This is a genomic window from Ruminococcus intestinalis, from assembly GCF_014288065.1.
Lineage (GTDB): Bacteria > Bacillota > Clostridia > Oscillospirales > Acutalibacteraceae > Ruminococcoides > Ruminococcoides intestinale_A.
In genome coordinates this window covers 15,095-30,850 of record NZ_JACOPS010000001.1, presented here as the reverse complement: position 1 = coordinate 30,850, position 15,756 = coordinate 15,095, and the positions used below count along the sequence as shown (strand labels likewise).

The 15,756-nt window shown below is 35.2% G+C and carries 9 protein-coding genes; 1 reads left to right on the top strand and 8 read right to left on the bottom strand.

All coding sequences use genetic code 11. The features are described from left to right. Positions 1-18: 18 nt before the first annotated feature. From H8R91_RS00165 to H8R91_RS00130, 8 genes are all read right to left on the bottom strand, one after another. On the bottom strand, positions 19-2,361 hold the full coding sequence (locus H8R91_RS00165) for a dockerin type I domain-containing protein (protein ID WP_186934422.1): 2,343 nt from the start codon (positions 2,359-2,361) through the stop codon (positions 19-21). Positions 2,362-2,387: 26 nt separating this feature from the next. Continuing rightward, positions 2,388-2,759, bottom strand: a complete 372-nt coding sequence (locus H8R91_RS00160) for a DUF5640 domain-containing protein (RefSeq protein ID WP_117705848.1) — start codon at positions 2,757-2,759, stop codon at positions 2,388-2,390. A gap of 89 nt (positions 2,760-2,848) precedes the next feature. Further along, entirely contained in the window at positions 2,849-4,411 is a 1,563-nt protein-coding gene (locus H8R91_RS00155; protein WP_186934421.1) for a cohesin domain-containing protein, read from the bottom strand. A gap of 18 nt (positions 4,412-4,429) precedes the next feature. Next, the gene (locus H8R91_RS00150) at positions 4,430-6,964 is read right to left on the bottom strand and encodes a leucine-rich repeat protein (protein WP_186934420.1); all 2,535 of its coding nucleotides are present in this window, start codon (positions 6,962-6,964) and stop codon (positions 4,430-4,432) included. An 11-nt stretch (positions 6,965-6,975) separates the two neighbouring features. Beyond that, a complete protein-coding gene (locus H8R91_RS00145; RefSeq protein WP_279287557.1) occupies positions 6,976-7,761 on the bottom strand; it encodes a cohesin domain-containing protein in 786 nt (261 codons plus the stop codon). A 90-nt stretch (positions 7,762-7,851) separates the two neighbouring features. Beyond that, positions 7,852-11,190: a leucine-rich repeat protein gene (locus H8R91_RS00140; protein ID WP_186934418.1), complete on the bottom strand. Its 3,339-nt coding sequence runs from the start codon at positions 11,188-11,190 to the stop codon at positions 7,852-7,854. A gap of 20 nt (positions 11,191-11,210) precedes the next feature. After that, on the bottom strand, positions 11,211-12,557 hold the full coding sequence (locus tag H8R91_RS00135; protein WP_243237692.1) for a penicillin-binding transpeptidase domain-containing protein: 1,347 nt from the start codon (positions 12,555-12,557) through the stop codon (positions 11,211-11,213). 5 nt (positions 12,558-12,562) lie between these two features. Beyond that, positions 12,563-14,242 carry an O-antigen ligase family protein gene (locus tag H8R91_RS00130; protein WP_186934416.1) on the bottom strand — a complete coding sequence of 560 codons (1,680 nt, stop codon included), beginning with the start codon at positions 14,240-14,242 and terminating at the stop codon, positions 12,563-12,565. Between the two features lie 318 nt (positions 14,243-14,560). Here H8R91_RS00130 and H8R91_RS00125 point away from each other — a divergent pair, with 318 nt between their 5' ends. Beyond that, positions 14,561-15,664 (top strand): tyrosine-type recombinase/integrase, encoded by a 1,104-nt coding sequence (locus H8R91_RS00125; protein ID WP_186934415.1) that lies wholly within the window; start codon positions 14,561-14,563, stop codon positions 15,662-15,664. Positions 15,665-15,756: the final 92 nt, after the last annotated feature.

Genomic DNA, 15,756 nt, shown 5'->3' with positions numbered 1-15,756 from the left:
CCTCCTGTAAAAGTAATTTTATTTATTATTTGGTAAGATTTCATATTCCTGCCATTTTGCTAGATGCCGTGTAAGAATCATTCTGTCCTTTGCGTTGACTTTGCCGTCATAATTCACATCAGAAGCCTGATCATTTATGATTTTTATGCCATTCCATTTTGCAATGTACCGCGTTAATGTCATCCTGTCCTTTGAATTTATCACACCATCATTGTTTATGTCTCCGAATGTATACGAAAGTTTTTTGCTATTGACAATTTCACCTGATTCATCATCAATCATTATGTTATTGACAGTATTCTCAACATTGTTTTCAGAAATATTATCAAATTCATACGATTTAACATTTGCTGCATTTATATATGTATCAGATTTTATCTCTATTGTATTACTATTATCACTCACAGATGTATTTCCGCTTGCTTTACCTGAAACTCGGATAAAATCTTTTTCGCTCTGCGTTTGTAAAGCAATATCAAAATCATAGTTTCTACCCTCAACCGTTACGCTTTTACCATTAATAGTGAATCCATCTGAATAATTTGAACAAATATAAAATCCTCCGGAATATGTTTCGCCGATAATCTCACAGTCATTTTCTAAGTTTGAAAACACAAATTTTGAACTATTATTAACGGTAATATCCCATGAACAAGTATTATCCAAATTGTCCACCAATTTACAATCATATACATTCATATTACCGTTATAGTTGCTTCCATCATATTCAAGATACTCACCTCTATCATTCACCACTTTAAATGTTTTGTATGCAGTAATATTTAATTGAGTGGTATTACTTGCAGAAACAGGCTCACTTCCTTTTACTACCGAAATACTGCTAAAATTTTTTCCACTGTATAATTTATCAATATCATAAACTTCAAGATTAGTCCAAATGTCACTAATCATATATCCAAGCGCTTCACCGTTAGCATCTGTAAATGTAAAAGAGCTATAATCTGAAGATATTTTAAAAATAAAGTACCTTACATTTGGATATGTATTCTCATCATAGATTAAGATTTCATGCTCGTTTGTGCTATCATTATAGTTGTATCCACATACTACAACGCTATGTCCGGACACATCATTGTTATGCTTATAGCTAAATGAAAGTACAAAAGGCTTTTTCTCATTCTGGGAACGTTCAGCATCCTGTTTGAATTTTTTTAGAAAATCTGACAATCTTTTATTGAGACTTTGAGTATGCCATCCGTTCCTTTCAACAGAATAACTTTCAGCACCATTTGCTGTAAGTTGAGTTAACTGATAATATGTAACTAAATCCTTGAATCTTCCTTTATCACTATCGTACATAGAACCTAAGCCCCAATAATTGCTAATCTGTATGCCATTATTCAAAGCTTTAAGATCCAAATTCCCGTTATTTGCATAACACATACTCAAAGCTATTCCATGACACACTCCTCCTGTTTCTCCGGAATACATTTCATCGTGAATTCTGAAAGTACTATCCCAAGTATTTAAACTATCCCAATATAATTTGTGTCTATAATTTTTGTTATTAACATGATAAGTAGTAGCCTTATGCAAATACTGATTTGTATCTTGCTTAAGTTTAAAATAGTTATTATCGCTATAATAATTATAACTAAAACTGCTATAGGAATCTAATAAGGATTCTCTCTTTTGTGAATATGTGTAAGAATCCCAGTCACTCTTTGTAATAAACTTTGATTTTAAATTTGCATCTACACAGTTTTTCAAAATATTTTCATTTATAGTATTATACTCAGCTTCTTCAATGGCATTAAAACCAGAAGAATTACCATAACCAACAGCACCATCGTAATAAGTAAAAATATTTTCGTAAGTAGTGAAATTCACTTCCTTATAATTTGATGAATAATAATAAAAATTCAGAGTGTTATTAGTATAAGTTAATTTGTAATTACCACACCATCTATCTGCAGCAAAACCAGCAGCACAAGTGTTCATTCCTGTAATAAAATATTTATCATATAATTTATTATAATAATATTTTAAGCTATAAACATTTAAGTACTCACCATATTTTTTACCGGTTACCTCATGTATGGAATCATTACTATAGTAATAAATTCTTACAGAATGGTTATCCATTGTACCACCGGCTTCCTGAACAACTAATTCACATTTTCCGTCAAAATCCAAATCTAAAAATTCAAATCCCGCCTGCATTCTTATTGAATTACTTGTTAGAGGTAACCAAGAAGACTCATTGCTGAGCAACTTATTAATAAAATTATTACAATAATCACTTTCACTTGAAGCACTTACTGTTATTACTGACAACATTGTAATTAACACAAGAACAATCACTAATATAATAGCTATTGATTTTTTACTTTTTTTCATTTCTATTCCTCCTCGTAAATTTAATTTCAATTTTCTTTTGTCAATTCAAAAGTTCCCTTATTTTTATCTTTTGACAAAAGTGTTAATTTGTTTTCATCTATAATAAACTCATAAGTCGAATCCTGTGCAGATTCACTTACAAAATCAATTTTTATTTCATCATTATTTATAGTGTAATTAAATTCATATTCTGAGTCTGAAACAGCCATTTTACCGTTTCCTCTGCCGTCAAAAGTATATTTTGTAACGCTGTCCAGTTTCCATATTCCAATTAGTTCATCGGAAGTAACTTCAATCTGACTGCTAATATCCTGATTATTCCTGCAACCGCACGAAAATGCAAAAAATAATACAACCAATGCTAAAACACATACAGATTTAAAATTTGTCAATTTCACAACTTACTCCTCTAATATAAAAGACGGACGATGACAGAAAATCCGCCACCGTCCGCTAATCATTTTTCTAATTCAAGAATAATGTGGTATTATTTTGTAGATTTATTTTTTCTAAAGTAGCCATAAGCATAAACAACCGCTGAACAAAGCATTAATACAGCAGCAAGTATAACTGCAATATTGCTATTTCCAGTCTGAACAGTGCCATTATCCGAAGAAATCACTGAAGAAGTTACAGTATCGGATGTTGATAAGCCTTTGTCTGGCTTTGATGTAGCTGATTCCACTGTAGTTGGTTCAGTTACAGTAGGTTCAGTTGTAACAGGCTTAATAGCCGGAATTTCTTCTGTTTCAAGAACTGTACCACATACTGTACATTCCTTATGCTGACTGCCCTTTTCAGTTTCAGTGGCTTCCTTATCAACTATCCAGTCTGAAGGGGTGTGTGCTGCTTTGATAATTACACTGTCATGGTCTGTAATCTCAACAGATGCCGTAGCATCCTCAAACCACTTTCCGCAGCCGTCACAAACATAGTATGCTTTCTGACCATCCTCTGTACATGTTGCAGCAAAGCCCTCAACTAATGTAAGCTTATGTGTATGTCCGAGTGCAGGAGTGATTACATATCCGCATTCTTTACAAACCTCAGGTTCATACTCTGTTGCAGGACCACTTGAAGTATGCTCTGCAAAATCAAGCTTGTCTTCACAAACTGTGCACGCATGCCAATGTCCTGTTTTATCCGATTTCCATGTGGTTGTATCGTAGTTGTGGTCTGCAAGTTCACCATACTCAAAGGTTTCAGTATCACTTGCCTGTCCACATACAGAACAGCTCTTGAAATAAACAGCTTTTGAAACGCATGTTGCAGGAGTCTTTAAGTATTCGTCAGCAACTTTTTCTGTATACTGATGAGGAGCGTATTCGCCGTATTCCTGACCACAAACATCACATACAGCTTTCTTTGTACAAGTAGCTTCGCCACCGTGATGAGCAACTAGCGGAAGTTGTTCAGCTTCTTTTGTTGTTTCAATAGTTGCCTCTGCATCCTTAAAATACTTTCCACAGCCTGCACAGTAGTAATATTCATTATTACCGTTTTCTGTACAGCTGGACTTCTTGGCAGGAATCAACTCTGTTTCGTGGATATGTTTGCCCTCAATCTGAATATTGCCACTTACTAAATCAAAGACAACATTATCCATATCAAAGTTAAGGATATCCTGGTCAAGACTTATGGTTGTAGTGCCTGTCACGGCCTCTTCTGAAACCTCAAAGGTCAATGTTGCAAGAACGCCATTAACTTTAAAGTTCTCCGGAGCGGTATCATTAACCCAGCACAAACCGTAAGGGCTTGTTGTATAATTGTCGCTGTGAGTAACTCCTGACAACAAACCTCCGTCCTTCACCTCTTTGAGCTTAAGTACATCAGCATCGTAATTCACATACAGATTAGCCGATACCAAGCCCGGGTTGTTTGACATCGTGATTGTAACATCAACGGTATCGCCTGCTTTTGCTTCTGTGCTGCTTACAACGATTGACGGTGCGTCTTCCGAATCAGCAAACGCTGTAAAGCATACTGCCTGAGCCATCAGAATACAAACTGCCATAATCACTGCAAATGCAGCTGAAAGTTTTCTCTTCATCAAACTTTCTTCCTTTCTTTAAAATTTATCAAAAGGTAGGGTTTCATAACCCTGCCATTTTGCCAAGTGTCTTGTAAGAACCATACGATCCTTAGCATTCACCTCACCGTCGTTGTTTACATCAGCGGCGGTCATATCTATATTTTCATAGCCTGTCCATTTTGCAAGGTGGCGAGTGAGCATCATTCTGTCCTTTGCATTTACTTCATTGTCATTATTAATGTCACCTAAAACACTCTTTCTCGGCGATGCAACAACATAATCGCTGAAATGCTCAGTATAGAACTTCAAATATCCGTCTTTATACACTGCTTGCATATCAGTCAGTGTATTATCTGACTCAACACGATAAACCTTTGCGTTTTCATCTTTACAAGGAATGCTTACCTCTGCCATTCCCTCATGCTGAACCTTTTTCCCGTTTTTCGACAATGTAATGTCATACACATTCAAAATGCTCTTGTTATTGTCAAATAAGGACTTTATTTTATCAAGATTTTCTTTATCTGAAATCTCTTTTACAACAAGCTCAGCGTCAGCTTTTGCGATAACTCCTATGCCACTGTTATTATCTGTATGGTTATAATTCTTATTGTCCAAATCAATAAATGTAAAACCATTTTCATTTGCATAGGTTTCTGCAGCAGTACCCGACTTACCTAAGATTGTAAAATTATCAACAGTTTCACCTTTTTCAGAGTCATAATAAGAGCAACCATTATATCCAAATGAATATTCGCCAATCCTTTCAACACTGCTCGGAACAGTAACGCATTTTAGGTTGGGGCAGTTAACGAATGCACCTCCACCATAAGAACTTATACTTTTCACACTGTCGGGGATCACTACGTTTGTAAGACTTGTGCAACCGTAAAATGCATACTCACCGATAGATGTAACACTGTCGGGGATTGTTATGCTTGCAAGGCTTGTGCAACCGTCAAATGTAGAATCATCGATAGATGTAACACCGTCGGGGATCACTACGCTTGTAAGGCTTGTGCAACCGGAAAACGCATTCCAGCGAATCTCTGTAACACTGTTTGGAATAGAATAACTTGCAGATGTTTTTCCGGCAGGATATTGTACTAATTCTGTTTTATCTTTATTAAACAATACTCCGTCAACATCGCAATAGCTTTGATTATTGTCAGCAACAGTTATGCTTGCAAGGCTTGTGCAACCGTTAAATGCATAAGCACCAATCGATGTAACACCGTCGGGAATCTCTATGCTTGCAAGGCTTGTGCAATCGAAAAATGCATCCCTACCGATAGATGTAACACCGTCGGGGATCACTATTTCTTTAAGGTTTGTGCAATAAGAAAAAGCACCATCACCAATCTCTGTAACACTGTTTGGAATAGAATAACTTGCAGATGTTTTTCCGGCAGGATATTGTACTAATTCTGTTTTATCTTTATTAAACAATACTCCGTCAACATCGCAATAGCTTTGATTATTGTCAGCAACAGTTATGCTTGCAAGGCTTGTGCAACCGTGAAATGTATAATCATAGATAGATGTAACACCGTCGGGGATCACTACGCTTGTAAGGCTTGTGCAACCGTAAAATGCATAAGCACCAATCCATGTAACACTGTCGGGGATCACTATTTCTTTAAGGTTTGTGCAACCGTAAAACGCTGAATCGTCAATCTCTGTAACACCGTCGGGGATTGTTATGCTTGTAAGACTTGTGCAACCTTGAAATGTATAATCATAGATAGATGTAACACCGTCGGGGATCACTACGCTTGTAAGGCTTGTGCAACCGGAAAATGCACTATAACCAATCCATGTAACACTGTTGGGAATTACTATTTCTTTAAGGCTTTTGCAACCGGAAAACGCATCCTGGCGAATCTCTGTAACACTGTCGGGGATTTCTATGCTTGAAAGGCTTGTGCAACCGCAAAACGCACCACGTTCAATCACTGTAACACTGTTGGGGATTACTACGTTTGTAAGGCTTGTGCAACCGGAAAATGCAGAATTACCGATAGATGTAACACTGTCGGGGATCACTACGTTTGTAAGGCTTGTGCAATCGTAAAATGTATTCTGACCGATAGACGTAACACTGTCGGGGATTGTTATGCTTGTAAGACTTGTGCAACCGTAAAATGTAGAATCATCGATAGATGTAACACCGTCGGGGATCACTACGCTTGTAAGGCTTGTGCAATCGGAAAATGCATTCCAACCGATAGACGTAACACCGTTAGGGATTGTTATGCTTGTAAGACTTGTGCAATCGGAAAAAGCACCATCACCAATATCTGTAACATTACACCCACCAAGTTGTGATGGAACAGAAACGCTTTCATCTGTTCCGTTATAATCAGTGATTACAGCAATTTCATAGTATTGTTCTGTATCATAATTATATCTTTCTCTAATCTCATACTCAAAATCACCGCTTGTATAAGTTTCACCTACACTTTCACTGTTTGTTTCTACTGCACTTGCTGAAAAAGGCAGAGATGTAAACACACCGAATACAGTTATTATCGCAAGTAAAACTGAAACAATTTTTCTCTTTTTAAACATTAATAATCACCTCATTTTTTTCTTGTGCGTTTGTAATATACAAATACTGCTGTTAATATAATTGCAGCAATAAGGATTACCGCAATTAATATAGACACTGTTTGAACTACTCCTCCCACTTTATTTGTTGCTGAATCAGATGTTGAAGATTTTTTAGTATTACCAACTAAATCGCTTGTAGATAAAACAGTTGCATCATAATCCTCTGATTTTTCATTTATGTCGCTTGCATCAGAGTCTTTGACTTCAGACTGATTTACGCTTTCATTATTTTTTGATGCTTTATCGGAATCATCGACCGAATTTACATTTGAATCAGAATTCGATGCCTTAGATGTTGTTTCCGGCAAATCACTATCTTTTGACTGTGATGAACTACTGATTTCAACTTTACCGCTTACCAAATCAAAAACAACATTTTCAATATCACAATTCAAAATATCCTGTTCAAGACTGATTGTTGTACTGCCGGGGTTAGCTTCCTTTGAAATTTCAAATGTAAGTGTTGCGAGAACACCATTGACTTTGAAATTCTCTTTAGACAAATCATTCACCCAACACAATCCATATGGGCTTGTATAATTGTCGCTGTGTGTTACTCCTGAAAGCAAGCCGCCGTCTTTTACTTTTTTTAGAGTAAGTACGCTCTCGTCATATTTTACATAGAGATTAGCCGAAACAAATCCCGGATTATTTGACATTGTTATTGTCACATCCACGGTATCTCCTGCCTCTCCCCGAGCACTGTTTATGACAATGCTCGGGTTTTTAGAAGATACTGCAAAGCATATAAACATATTCATTGATATCAAACTGCAAAAAAACATCGCAAAAGCAAATATGTGAATTATATTTTTATATACCTTATTCATTACTGACTCCGTTTTTTACTTTGTATACGGAAGTGTTTCATATCCACTCCACTTTGCTATATGCCTTGTTAATATCATTCTGTCCTTTGCGTTGACAGCACCATCGTTATTTAAATCTGCAGCGGTCATATCAATGTTTTCATAGCCTGACCACTTTGCAAGATGACGAGTAAGCATCATACGGTCTTTTGCATTGATTTCGCCATCGCCGTTAGCATCGCCAAAATCAATAATTATAGTCGGATCAATATATTCACATTTTAGTTTGTCATTGTCTTTAGTATTTTGAACATATTGATCAGCTGTTGAACTCTTTGCGCAACAGATAATTGCATCAAGGTTTTTAGATCTCCATTTTTTTGTAACCTCAGAAACAACCGGTATCCAAGGTTCAGTGGTATACCCAATTGCATAATCTTCCAACTTAACATTTGTTCTGTTGATTACAATTCTTTCAGTCCCACTATTGGCAAAAGCAAATGATTTGATTGTCTTTACAGAGTTTGGAACAGTATATTCGCCGCTGCTCTGTTTTGGACAATAGATTAGCTCTGTTTTGTTTTTATTAAACAGTACTCCGTTTTCGCTTGAATAAAACTTATTATTGGGATCAACATTGATTGATGTCAGCGATTCACAACCCAAGAAAGCATAATCACCGATTTGTTCAACGGATGCAGGAATTGTAATTTCTGTGAGTGATGTGCAGCCATTAAAAGCAAGGTCGCCGATTCTTATCAAGCTATTTGGCAAAGAAATAGTTTTGATATTCTCAGTTGCTCCGCAAAAAACATTAAACAAAGCCCCGTCAGCAATAGTTTTAGTACCTTCTTTTATGGTAAGATTTTGCGGAGCCGACTCGCCTTTGTTTCTCAGATAGATATGGTCAAGATATACTGAACCGTCGGGCTGAGCATCATACCATTTTGTGCCGTCAAAGGCACAGCTTGAAATTTTGAGAACAGTATCAGGAATTTGAATATCAGAAAGTTCTGAGCATCCGCCAAATGAGTTATATGCTATTTCTGTAACAGTTTTTCCTGCGTGGAAGTTTCTAATCTTGGAGTATCTAAAACTGCTATCGCCATAGTTTGAAATATTCTCACTCGGTGAATAATTTTTAAGTGGGCAGCCAATAAAAGCACTTTCACCGATTTCAACATTATCGCCTTTAATTTCAAGGTCATTTAGATAGTTACAGTTTTCAAAAGCTTTATAACAAATTTTGGTAATATTTTTTGGTATAAAAACATTATTTAATGCAGTCTGAGCAAATGTGCAGTCCTTAATTTCAGTTAATCCAGAACCTAAATTTATACTTTTTAAATTTTCACATAAACAAAAAGCAGATGCACCAATTGATTTAACATTATCAGGGATGCTAACATTTATTACGGGTGTTTGTTGAAATGTACCCTCTCCGATTGTTCCAACGCTTTTTCCAATTGTTATTGTTTGTACTTTAGATTTTGCAAAAGCATAGTCATCAACCGATTTAACCTTGTCAGGAATTGTAATTTTTGCTAATCCGCTTTCATAAAAAGCACTATCACCAATCGCTTCCAAATTATCAGAAAGTGAAATATCTTTTAGAGAAGTACACTTGGCAAATGCCTCGTTACTGATTTTTGTTACATTGCTCGGCAAAGAAACATTATTAAGAGAAGTACAACCTCTAAATGCACTATATACAATATCTGTTACATTTTTGGAGATATTTACATCTGTAAGATTTTTACAAGCGGCAAAAGCTTTATCGGAAATTTGTGTAACAGAATCAGGCATAGTGTATTTACCGCCCTTCGTTTTATTACATAAAACAACTTTAGTCATATCTACTGTATATGTAACGCCATCAACTGTCTTGTAATATTTTGATTCATCTGCAAAAACTATGTTAATATTGTCAGATTTACTTTCGGTAATTGCATCAATATTACTAACCGATGCAGGTACTGTATGTGATTTAGATTTTCCATTCGGATAAACCACCATAGTATCAACTGCACTATTATATACAACACCTTCTATAGATAAATAATTCTTATTGTTTGAAGAAACATTAATTTCGCTTAAATTATAAAGACGCATAAACATTTTAGCGCTAAGGTATTCAACTCCACTACCGATTGTCAGGGATTGCAATGATCTACAGCCTTCAAATGCGTCCTCGGAAATCGTTTTTACGGAATCAGGAATAGTAATGCTCTTAGTATCATAACAATGTCCCAATGAAGTAATACCAATAACCTTTTTTCCTGCTATTTCTTCTGGAATTATGATATCTTCATCTTCAAGCGTACAATTGGTAATATAAATTCCGTCATTTTGTGCCACAAAATCAAAACCATAGTCAGGTATAACTTCAGCATAACCTTTTGCGGTTGCTTTTCCCAAGTGCACTATAAATTCGTTTTCTTTACCAATCTGCCAGTCGCCTATTATTGAAATAGTAGGATTATCATCGTAATAATCATCTGAATTTCTTTGCTCAACCCTTCCATCTTTATATGTAACCTTGTATACAAATTTTAATGCATATTCATAATCACAACTGTCCTCTTTCTCCTTTACAGGATCGACCTCAATTATTTCAATTGAAGCATATGGACTTTCCTTGATATTACAATTAAAAGATGTCTCAAAGCCCAAAGCCTTAGCTACGACTTTGTGAGTGCCAATATCCCATTGGTTTTCATAGCTTTGGTCATTTTCAAAATCAAAATAATAATAATTATTTTTATATTCAAAGCCGCCGCTTGTTATTTCAGCTGATGTTCCGTCATCAAATGTGACTGTACCGTTAACATCAAAATAACTATATTTATACCATTCAACATAATCATCTTTATCATAATCGTATTCTTTGGTATAATATCCACTTGTACATTCGACAATGTCAATGTCATTAATTTCTATACTTTTAACAGGCGATTTAACAATATTAACATTAAAGGTTGTTTTAATTCCCTCAAGCTCGGCAGTAACCTGATGAGAACCAAGTCCCCACTGATTATTTACGCTTTGATCATCCGTAATATTAACATTGTTTGTGTATATCCAAGCATCATCAATATCAACTGTCGAACCGTCTGTTAATGTAGCTGTGCCGACAATTTTGCTACTATAGTCATAATTGTACCATTTAACATACTCGTCCTTATCATAATCGTAGTCTTCAGTATAATATCCATTTGTAAATTGGATAATTTCTATATCGTCAATACTAAAGTTCTTGAAATCTGTTTGTGATGCTGCATTAGTTATCGGGATACTGCTCATCAGCAAACACGCCATTAATGCGATTATTGTTACTAATTTAAAAATCTTTGTTAGTTTGTGTTTTTGTCTCATAAAAAAGCCTCCTAAAAACTTTATTGATGAATTTTGCATTTTTCTATAATTTCATCTGCAAAATAATATCCCATATCAACCCGTTTGCAATTCTCGTTGCATAACAAGCCACTATCCGCACAATAGATTGCCTGTTTTATTTCTCTGCATTTCGGGTATTTTACGCTTTCGTCAAGCTTTAACTCTTGCATAATACTTTTGAAAATCTGTGGTGAATAGTTATCTACTAAGCTTCCTCCGTGCCACACAGCACAACTGTACTGCGGAACAAATCCAACAAACCAATGACAGTCATTTGCTATTCCCGTACCTGTTTTTCCGCCAACTTCAATATCATCCATTTTTGCTCCTGCACCCGTTCCGCCACTCTGCACTACACCTTGAAGCAATTCGTTCATAATAAATGCCGTTGGCTCACTAACCACCTGTTTATAATCATTATTTTTTGTGTATATTGTTTTACCGTGGTCATCAATAATTTTAGTTATGGCTTCAGGCTTATAATACTTGCCGCCATTTCCAAAAATCTGATAATATCCTGCCATATCAATCACTGAAACACCATCATAGAGATACCCCATAGCCAAATTACCGATTACCTCGTCTTCATCCTCGTTTGTAGCTTTTTTACTCTCATAATCAAGATTTATATCAAAATTTTCTTTTAAAAAACTTATGGAATTATTTACACCGTAATCATCAAGACATTTGACAGCCACCGTGTTAATCGATTCCTTAATTGCCTGATAAACAGTTGTGTTGCTGTTTGTATATGTACCCGTTGCATTTTCAGGCCAATTAACAAGCTCGCCATTCTCATCCATAATTTGCTTATAAGGCGAATCCTCATAAACCTTTGACCAATATGCCTTACCGCTTTCTATAGCAGGAGCGTATACGCTTAAAGGCTTCAGGGATGAATACGGTGATAATGTAGTATTAGCGTAATTAATATCTTCGTTTAAATCGGCACTGTAAACAGCACACAACCCTCCGTTTAAATCGGTTAAAGCACATCCAAATGGTGCACTGTCTAGTTCAGAATTCAAATATGACTTTTCAATAGCTTCATAAATCTTTGCGTCAAAACAAGTTCCAATTATGTGGTCTTTTTCAAATAATATTTTATTTGCTTTATCTAAATTACAGTTATTGATCTTGGCGATAGCACTTATTGCTTCTGCAATAACAACTTCAAGATATGGTTTATACAAAGTATCGTTGCTTATTTCACTTTGATTCAATTCTGCTATTATCTGATCGTCTTTATCTTTAACTGATATTTTTCCGCTTGAACATCCACTTAAAGGAATTATCCATAGTAACGCAGTGAATATTAGGCATATTAAAATAATTTTTCTGTACATCAATTCTAACTCTCCAAACTGTTTATATACTTAACTATATCATCAGGCAGATCTGTTTTAGGCTGATCAACAATTTTTCTACCTAGATTACTGAGTTTATCATCAAGTCTATCAAGCCTATCAGCAGTCTTTAAAAGTTGCTGTTCACATACTTCTGTGCTATATTCATCGCCTGCCTGTTTATAGAGTTGAATACCCTGAATAAGCATATAGCAATAATCCTCATATTCGTCATACGAGAACGGAGCAATCTGAAATATCTTATTTTTATAGCTTATCAGGCTTTCAAAATCACCCTGTGAGAATGCATAACGAGCCTTTGCACTGTAGGCTATCTGCACATATTCATTCTGCGAAATTATCCTGTCCGCAATTTCATTTTGAGTGACAATATCATCCTCGGCAATTAGCAAATCAACTTTATTCTGCGTGTTGCCTGGGAACATTGAGTCGGCGGCTTGATTAAAGCCAAAATGCGCAAGTCCCAGCGCAACGGCAAAATACAGTGACAACAGACCAGTGATTACAAAAGAAAATACAAAAACTGTTCCCTTTTTAAGTTCAAGCTGTTTGCCATCGTTATAATTGAGAAACAGCAAAAGTATAAAGAACATTGATATAAACTGCAAATCAAAGTCAAACAAACAATGCAAAAAAACTGTAAGCAAAATAATCCTTTTACCCGCCGAGTTGCCCTTGCGGAAAAACGATTTTATAATTCCAACTACGAATAATAGGCAAGGAATCCAGCCAACATCAAGCAAAAGCTGTAAAAAGTCATTATGTATGAACATAACCGAATACACACCCGTTTGAATTGATTGCTGAACATAGTAATATCCCATATAGCCCAAACCGAACGGATGCCTTAAAATTAATGGAAATGCATCGAAATAATAAAGCAGTCTGCCGACGAAGGTGCTCTCGGTAAATGAAATCGTGAAATATCTTGAGAAAATTTCAGAATTATTAAACAGAGGCAACATTAACAGCACTGCAACCGCAAGCACTGCTACAACTATGCCGAGGAGAATTTTAACCTTTTTCCCCTTTCTGAAAAATATAATTAAAACATTTGAAAAAACAGCTAAAATAAATACTGCACGACTACCAGTAAATAACAGAAGTATAATAAGAAGCAGCGCAGAAATTATGTCAATAGGTTTTAGTTTTTCTTTGCTTAATGCAGTAAGCTCGCCCACAAGCAAAAACAGTGCAAAGGTATTTGGATACTGAAAAAATCCCGCCAGTCTGTCGGAAACCGTAAAATAATCTCTTGTTGCAGGAATAAACACAAGCACAAGTGAAAGTACTCCCAATGCAAGTGCTACATAAGGTAACAAAGCTATTAGATGTTCCTTTATTCCTTTATCTTGCATTAACAAAAGCATATACAACAGCACCGGCAGAAATTTGAGAAAACCAACGAATGCCATTCCGGAATCAATGGCATAGAAACAGGAAATCAGATATAACAGCGTAATAACCGCAATAGAAAGACTCGTTATATTTATGTTAACAACCAAATTCCTGTTTTGGGCAATTTTAACAATCAGCAAAACCGAAATTATAGCCGACAAAACACAGCCGACATACTCGTTAAAGCCACCCGATAATACCAACGAAAGCAACAGAATCCACTCCGCCGCATATGTATCTGACAAAAATTCTTTTATTTTTCCCATATATTCCCTCTGAAAAAATTCTATTTAAAGTATATTCTTGGTTATATAATAAATAATATTTAATATTCTGCAAAGGTTAAAATGATTTTATCGCAAAGTATATCACTTTACGATTAAAAATATTACAATACTACATCTAAATTTTACCACTTAGTGTTAGAAAAGTCAATATAAAAAGGAGTTTAAGCATTTGATTTTTGTAGGAGTTTAAGCATTAAATTTATAATAAAAGACAAATTGAAATAATTTTCTAAAAAACTTAGTTACTTTTTATTTTATTATCAGTCAAAATTTCAGTCAAGAAGGGAGTTATTTTTTATGCCAAGAAAGGGCGAAAATATTTTTAAAAGAAAGGATGGAAGATGGGAAGGTAGATATATAAAAGATAGAGATTTGAGCAACAAGGCTGTATATGGTTATTTATATGGAAAAAGCTACACCGAGGTTAAGCAAAAGCTGGAACGAGTTAAATCACACAAAGCAAGTTGTAATATTTTATCTGCTAACTTTGCAAAACTATCCGAGGAATGGCTCGAAAACAAAAGGCTGTGCGTTAAGGAGTCAACTTTGGCTCACTATAAGATGATTATCGGCAAGCATATTTTACCTCTGCTCGGAAAGTATGATGTTTCGGCCGTTTCTCTGGATGTAGTTCAGCAATATATGAACAGGCTGCTTTTGTACGGATACGCTGTAAAAACGGCAAACGACATATTGACCGTAATAAAAAGTATATTGAGGTACGCTGAACGAAAGGGTTTTCATCACAACTGCGATTTATCAATTATTTCTCTGAAGGCACACAAATCAGAAGTTGAAATATTAACATTGTTTGAGCAGGAAAGGCTCTGTAATTACCTTGTTAATAATCTTAATGACAAAAATCTCGGAATTTTGTTATGCATTTACACGGGGATTCGTATCGGCGAATTGTGTGCTTTGAAATGGTCTGACATTGATATGGGGGAAAAGGTTTTGAGTGTAAATAAAACAATGTTACGCATAAGGGATAATTATTCGGAGCAACACGGAAGCAAAACAAAGATAATAATAACGCCGCCGAAAAGCGAGGATTCGATACGGGAAATACCGATTCCTAATTTTGTTATCAATATTTTAAAGAACTTTAGAAGAAATCCAGATGCTTATGTTCTTACAGGCACGGAAACCGATTTTATAGAGCCAAGAAGTATGCAGTATTATTTTAAAAAGGTTCTGAAAAAATGTGGGATAAGGAGTGTTAAATTTCATATACTGAGGCACACATTTGCAACTCGATGCATAGAAAACGGCTTTGAAATTAAAAGTCTTAGCGAGATTTTAGGTCACTCAAGTATAAAAATTACATTGGATAGATATGTTCATTCGTCTATGGATTTAAAAAGAAAAAATATGGAGAAACTGGATTTTTTGTCAGCTTAATCGCAGTCAAAAAATTAGTCAGAGAAATAAAAAAATATTGAATATATCTTAATTTTAGAAAATTTATCGTAAAGTGATATACTTTGCGATTA

What these genes read in the sequence shown, in the direction of transcription:
- H8R91_RS00135 (WP_243237692.1), bottom strand. Translation starts at nt 12,557, where the DNA reads ATGTACAGAAAAATTATTTTAATATGCCTAATATTCACTGCGTTACTA.
- H8R91_RS00145 (WP_279287557.1), bottom strand. Translation starts at nt 7,761, where the DNA reads ATGTTTATATGCTTTGCAGTATCTTCTAAAAACCCGAGCATTGTCATA.
- H8R91_RS00140 (WP_186934418.1), bottom strand. Translation starts at nt 11,190, where the DNA reads ATGAGACAAAAACACAAACTAACAAAGATTTTTAAATTAGTAACAATA.
- H8R91_RS00150 (WP_186934420.1), bottom strand. Translation starts at nt 6,964, where the DNA reads ATGTTTAAAAAGAGAAAAATTGTTTCAGTTTTACTTGCGATAATAACT.
- H8R91_RS00125 (WP_186934415.1), top strand. Translation starts at nt 14,561, where the DNA reads ATGCCAAGAAAGGGCGAAAATATTTTTAAAAGAAAGGATGGAAGATGG.
- H8R91_RS00165 (WP_186934422.1), bottom strand. Translation starts at nt 2,361, where the DNA reads ATGAAAAAAAGTAAAAAATCAATAGCTATTATATTAGTGATTGTTCTT.
- H8R91_RS00130 (WP_186934416.1), bottom strand. Translation starts at nt 14,242, where the DNA reads ATGGGAAAAATAAAAGAATTTTTGTCAGATACATATGCGGCGGAGTGG.
- H8R91_RS00155 (WP_186934421.1), bottom strand. Translation starts at nt 4,411, where the DNA reads ATGAAGAGAAAACTTTCAGCTGCATTTGCAGTGATTATGGCAGTTTGT.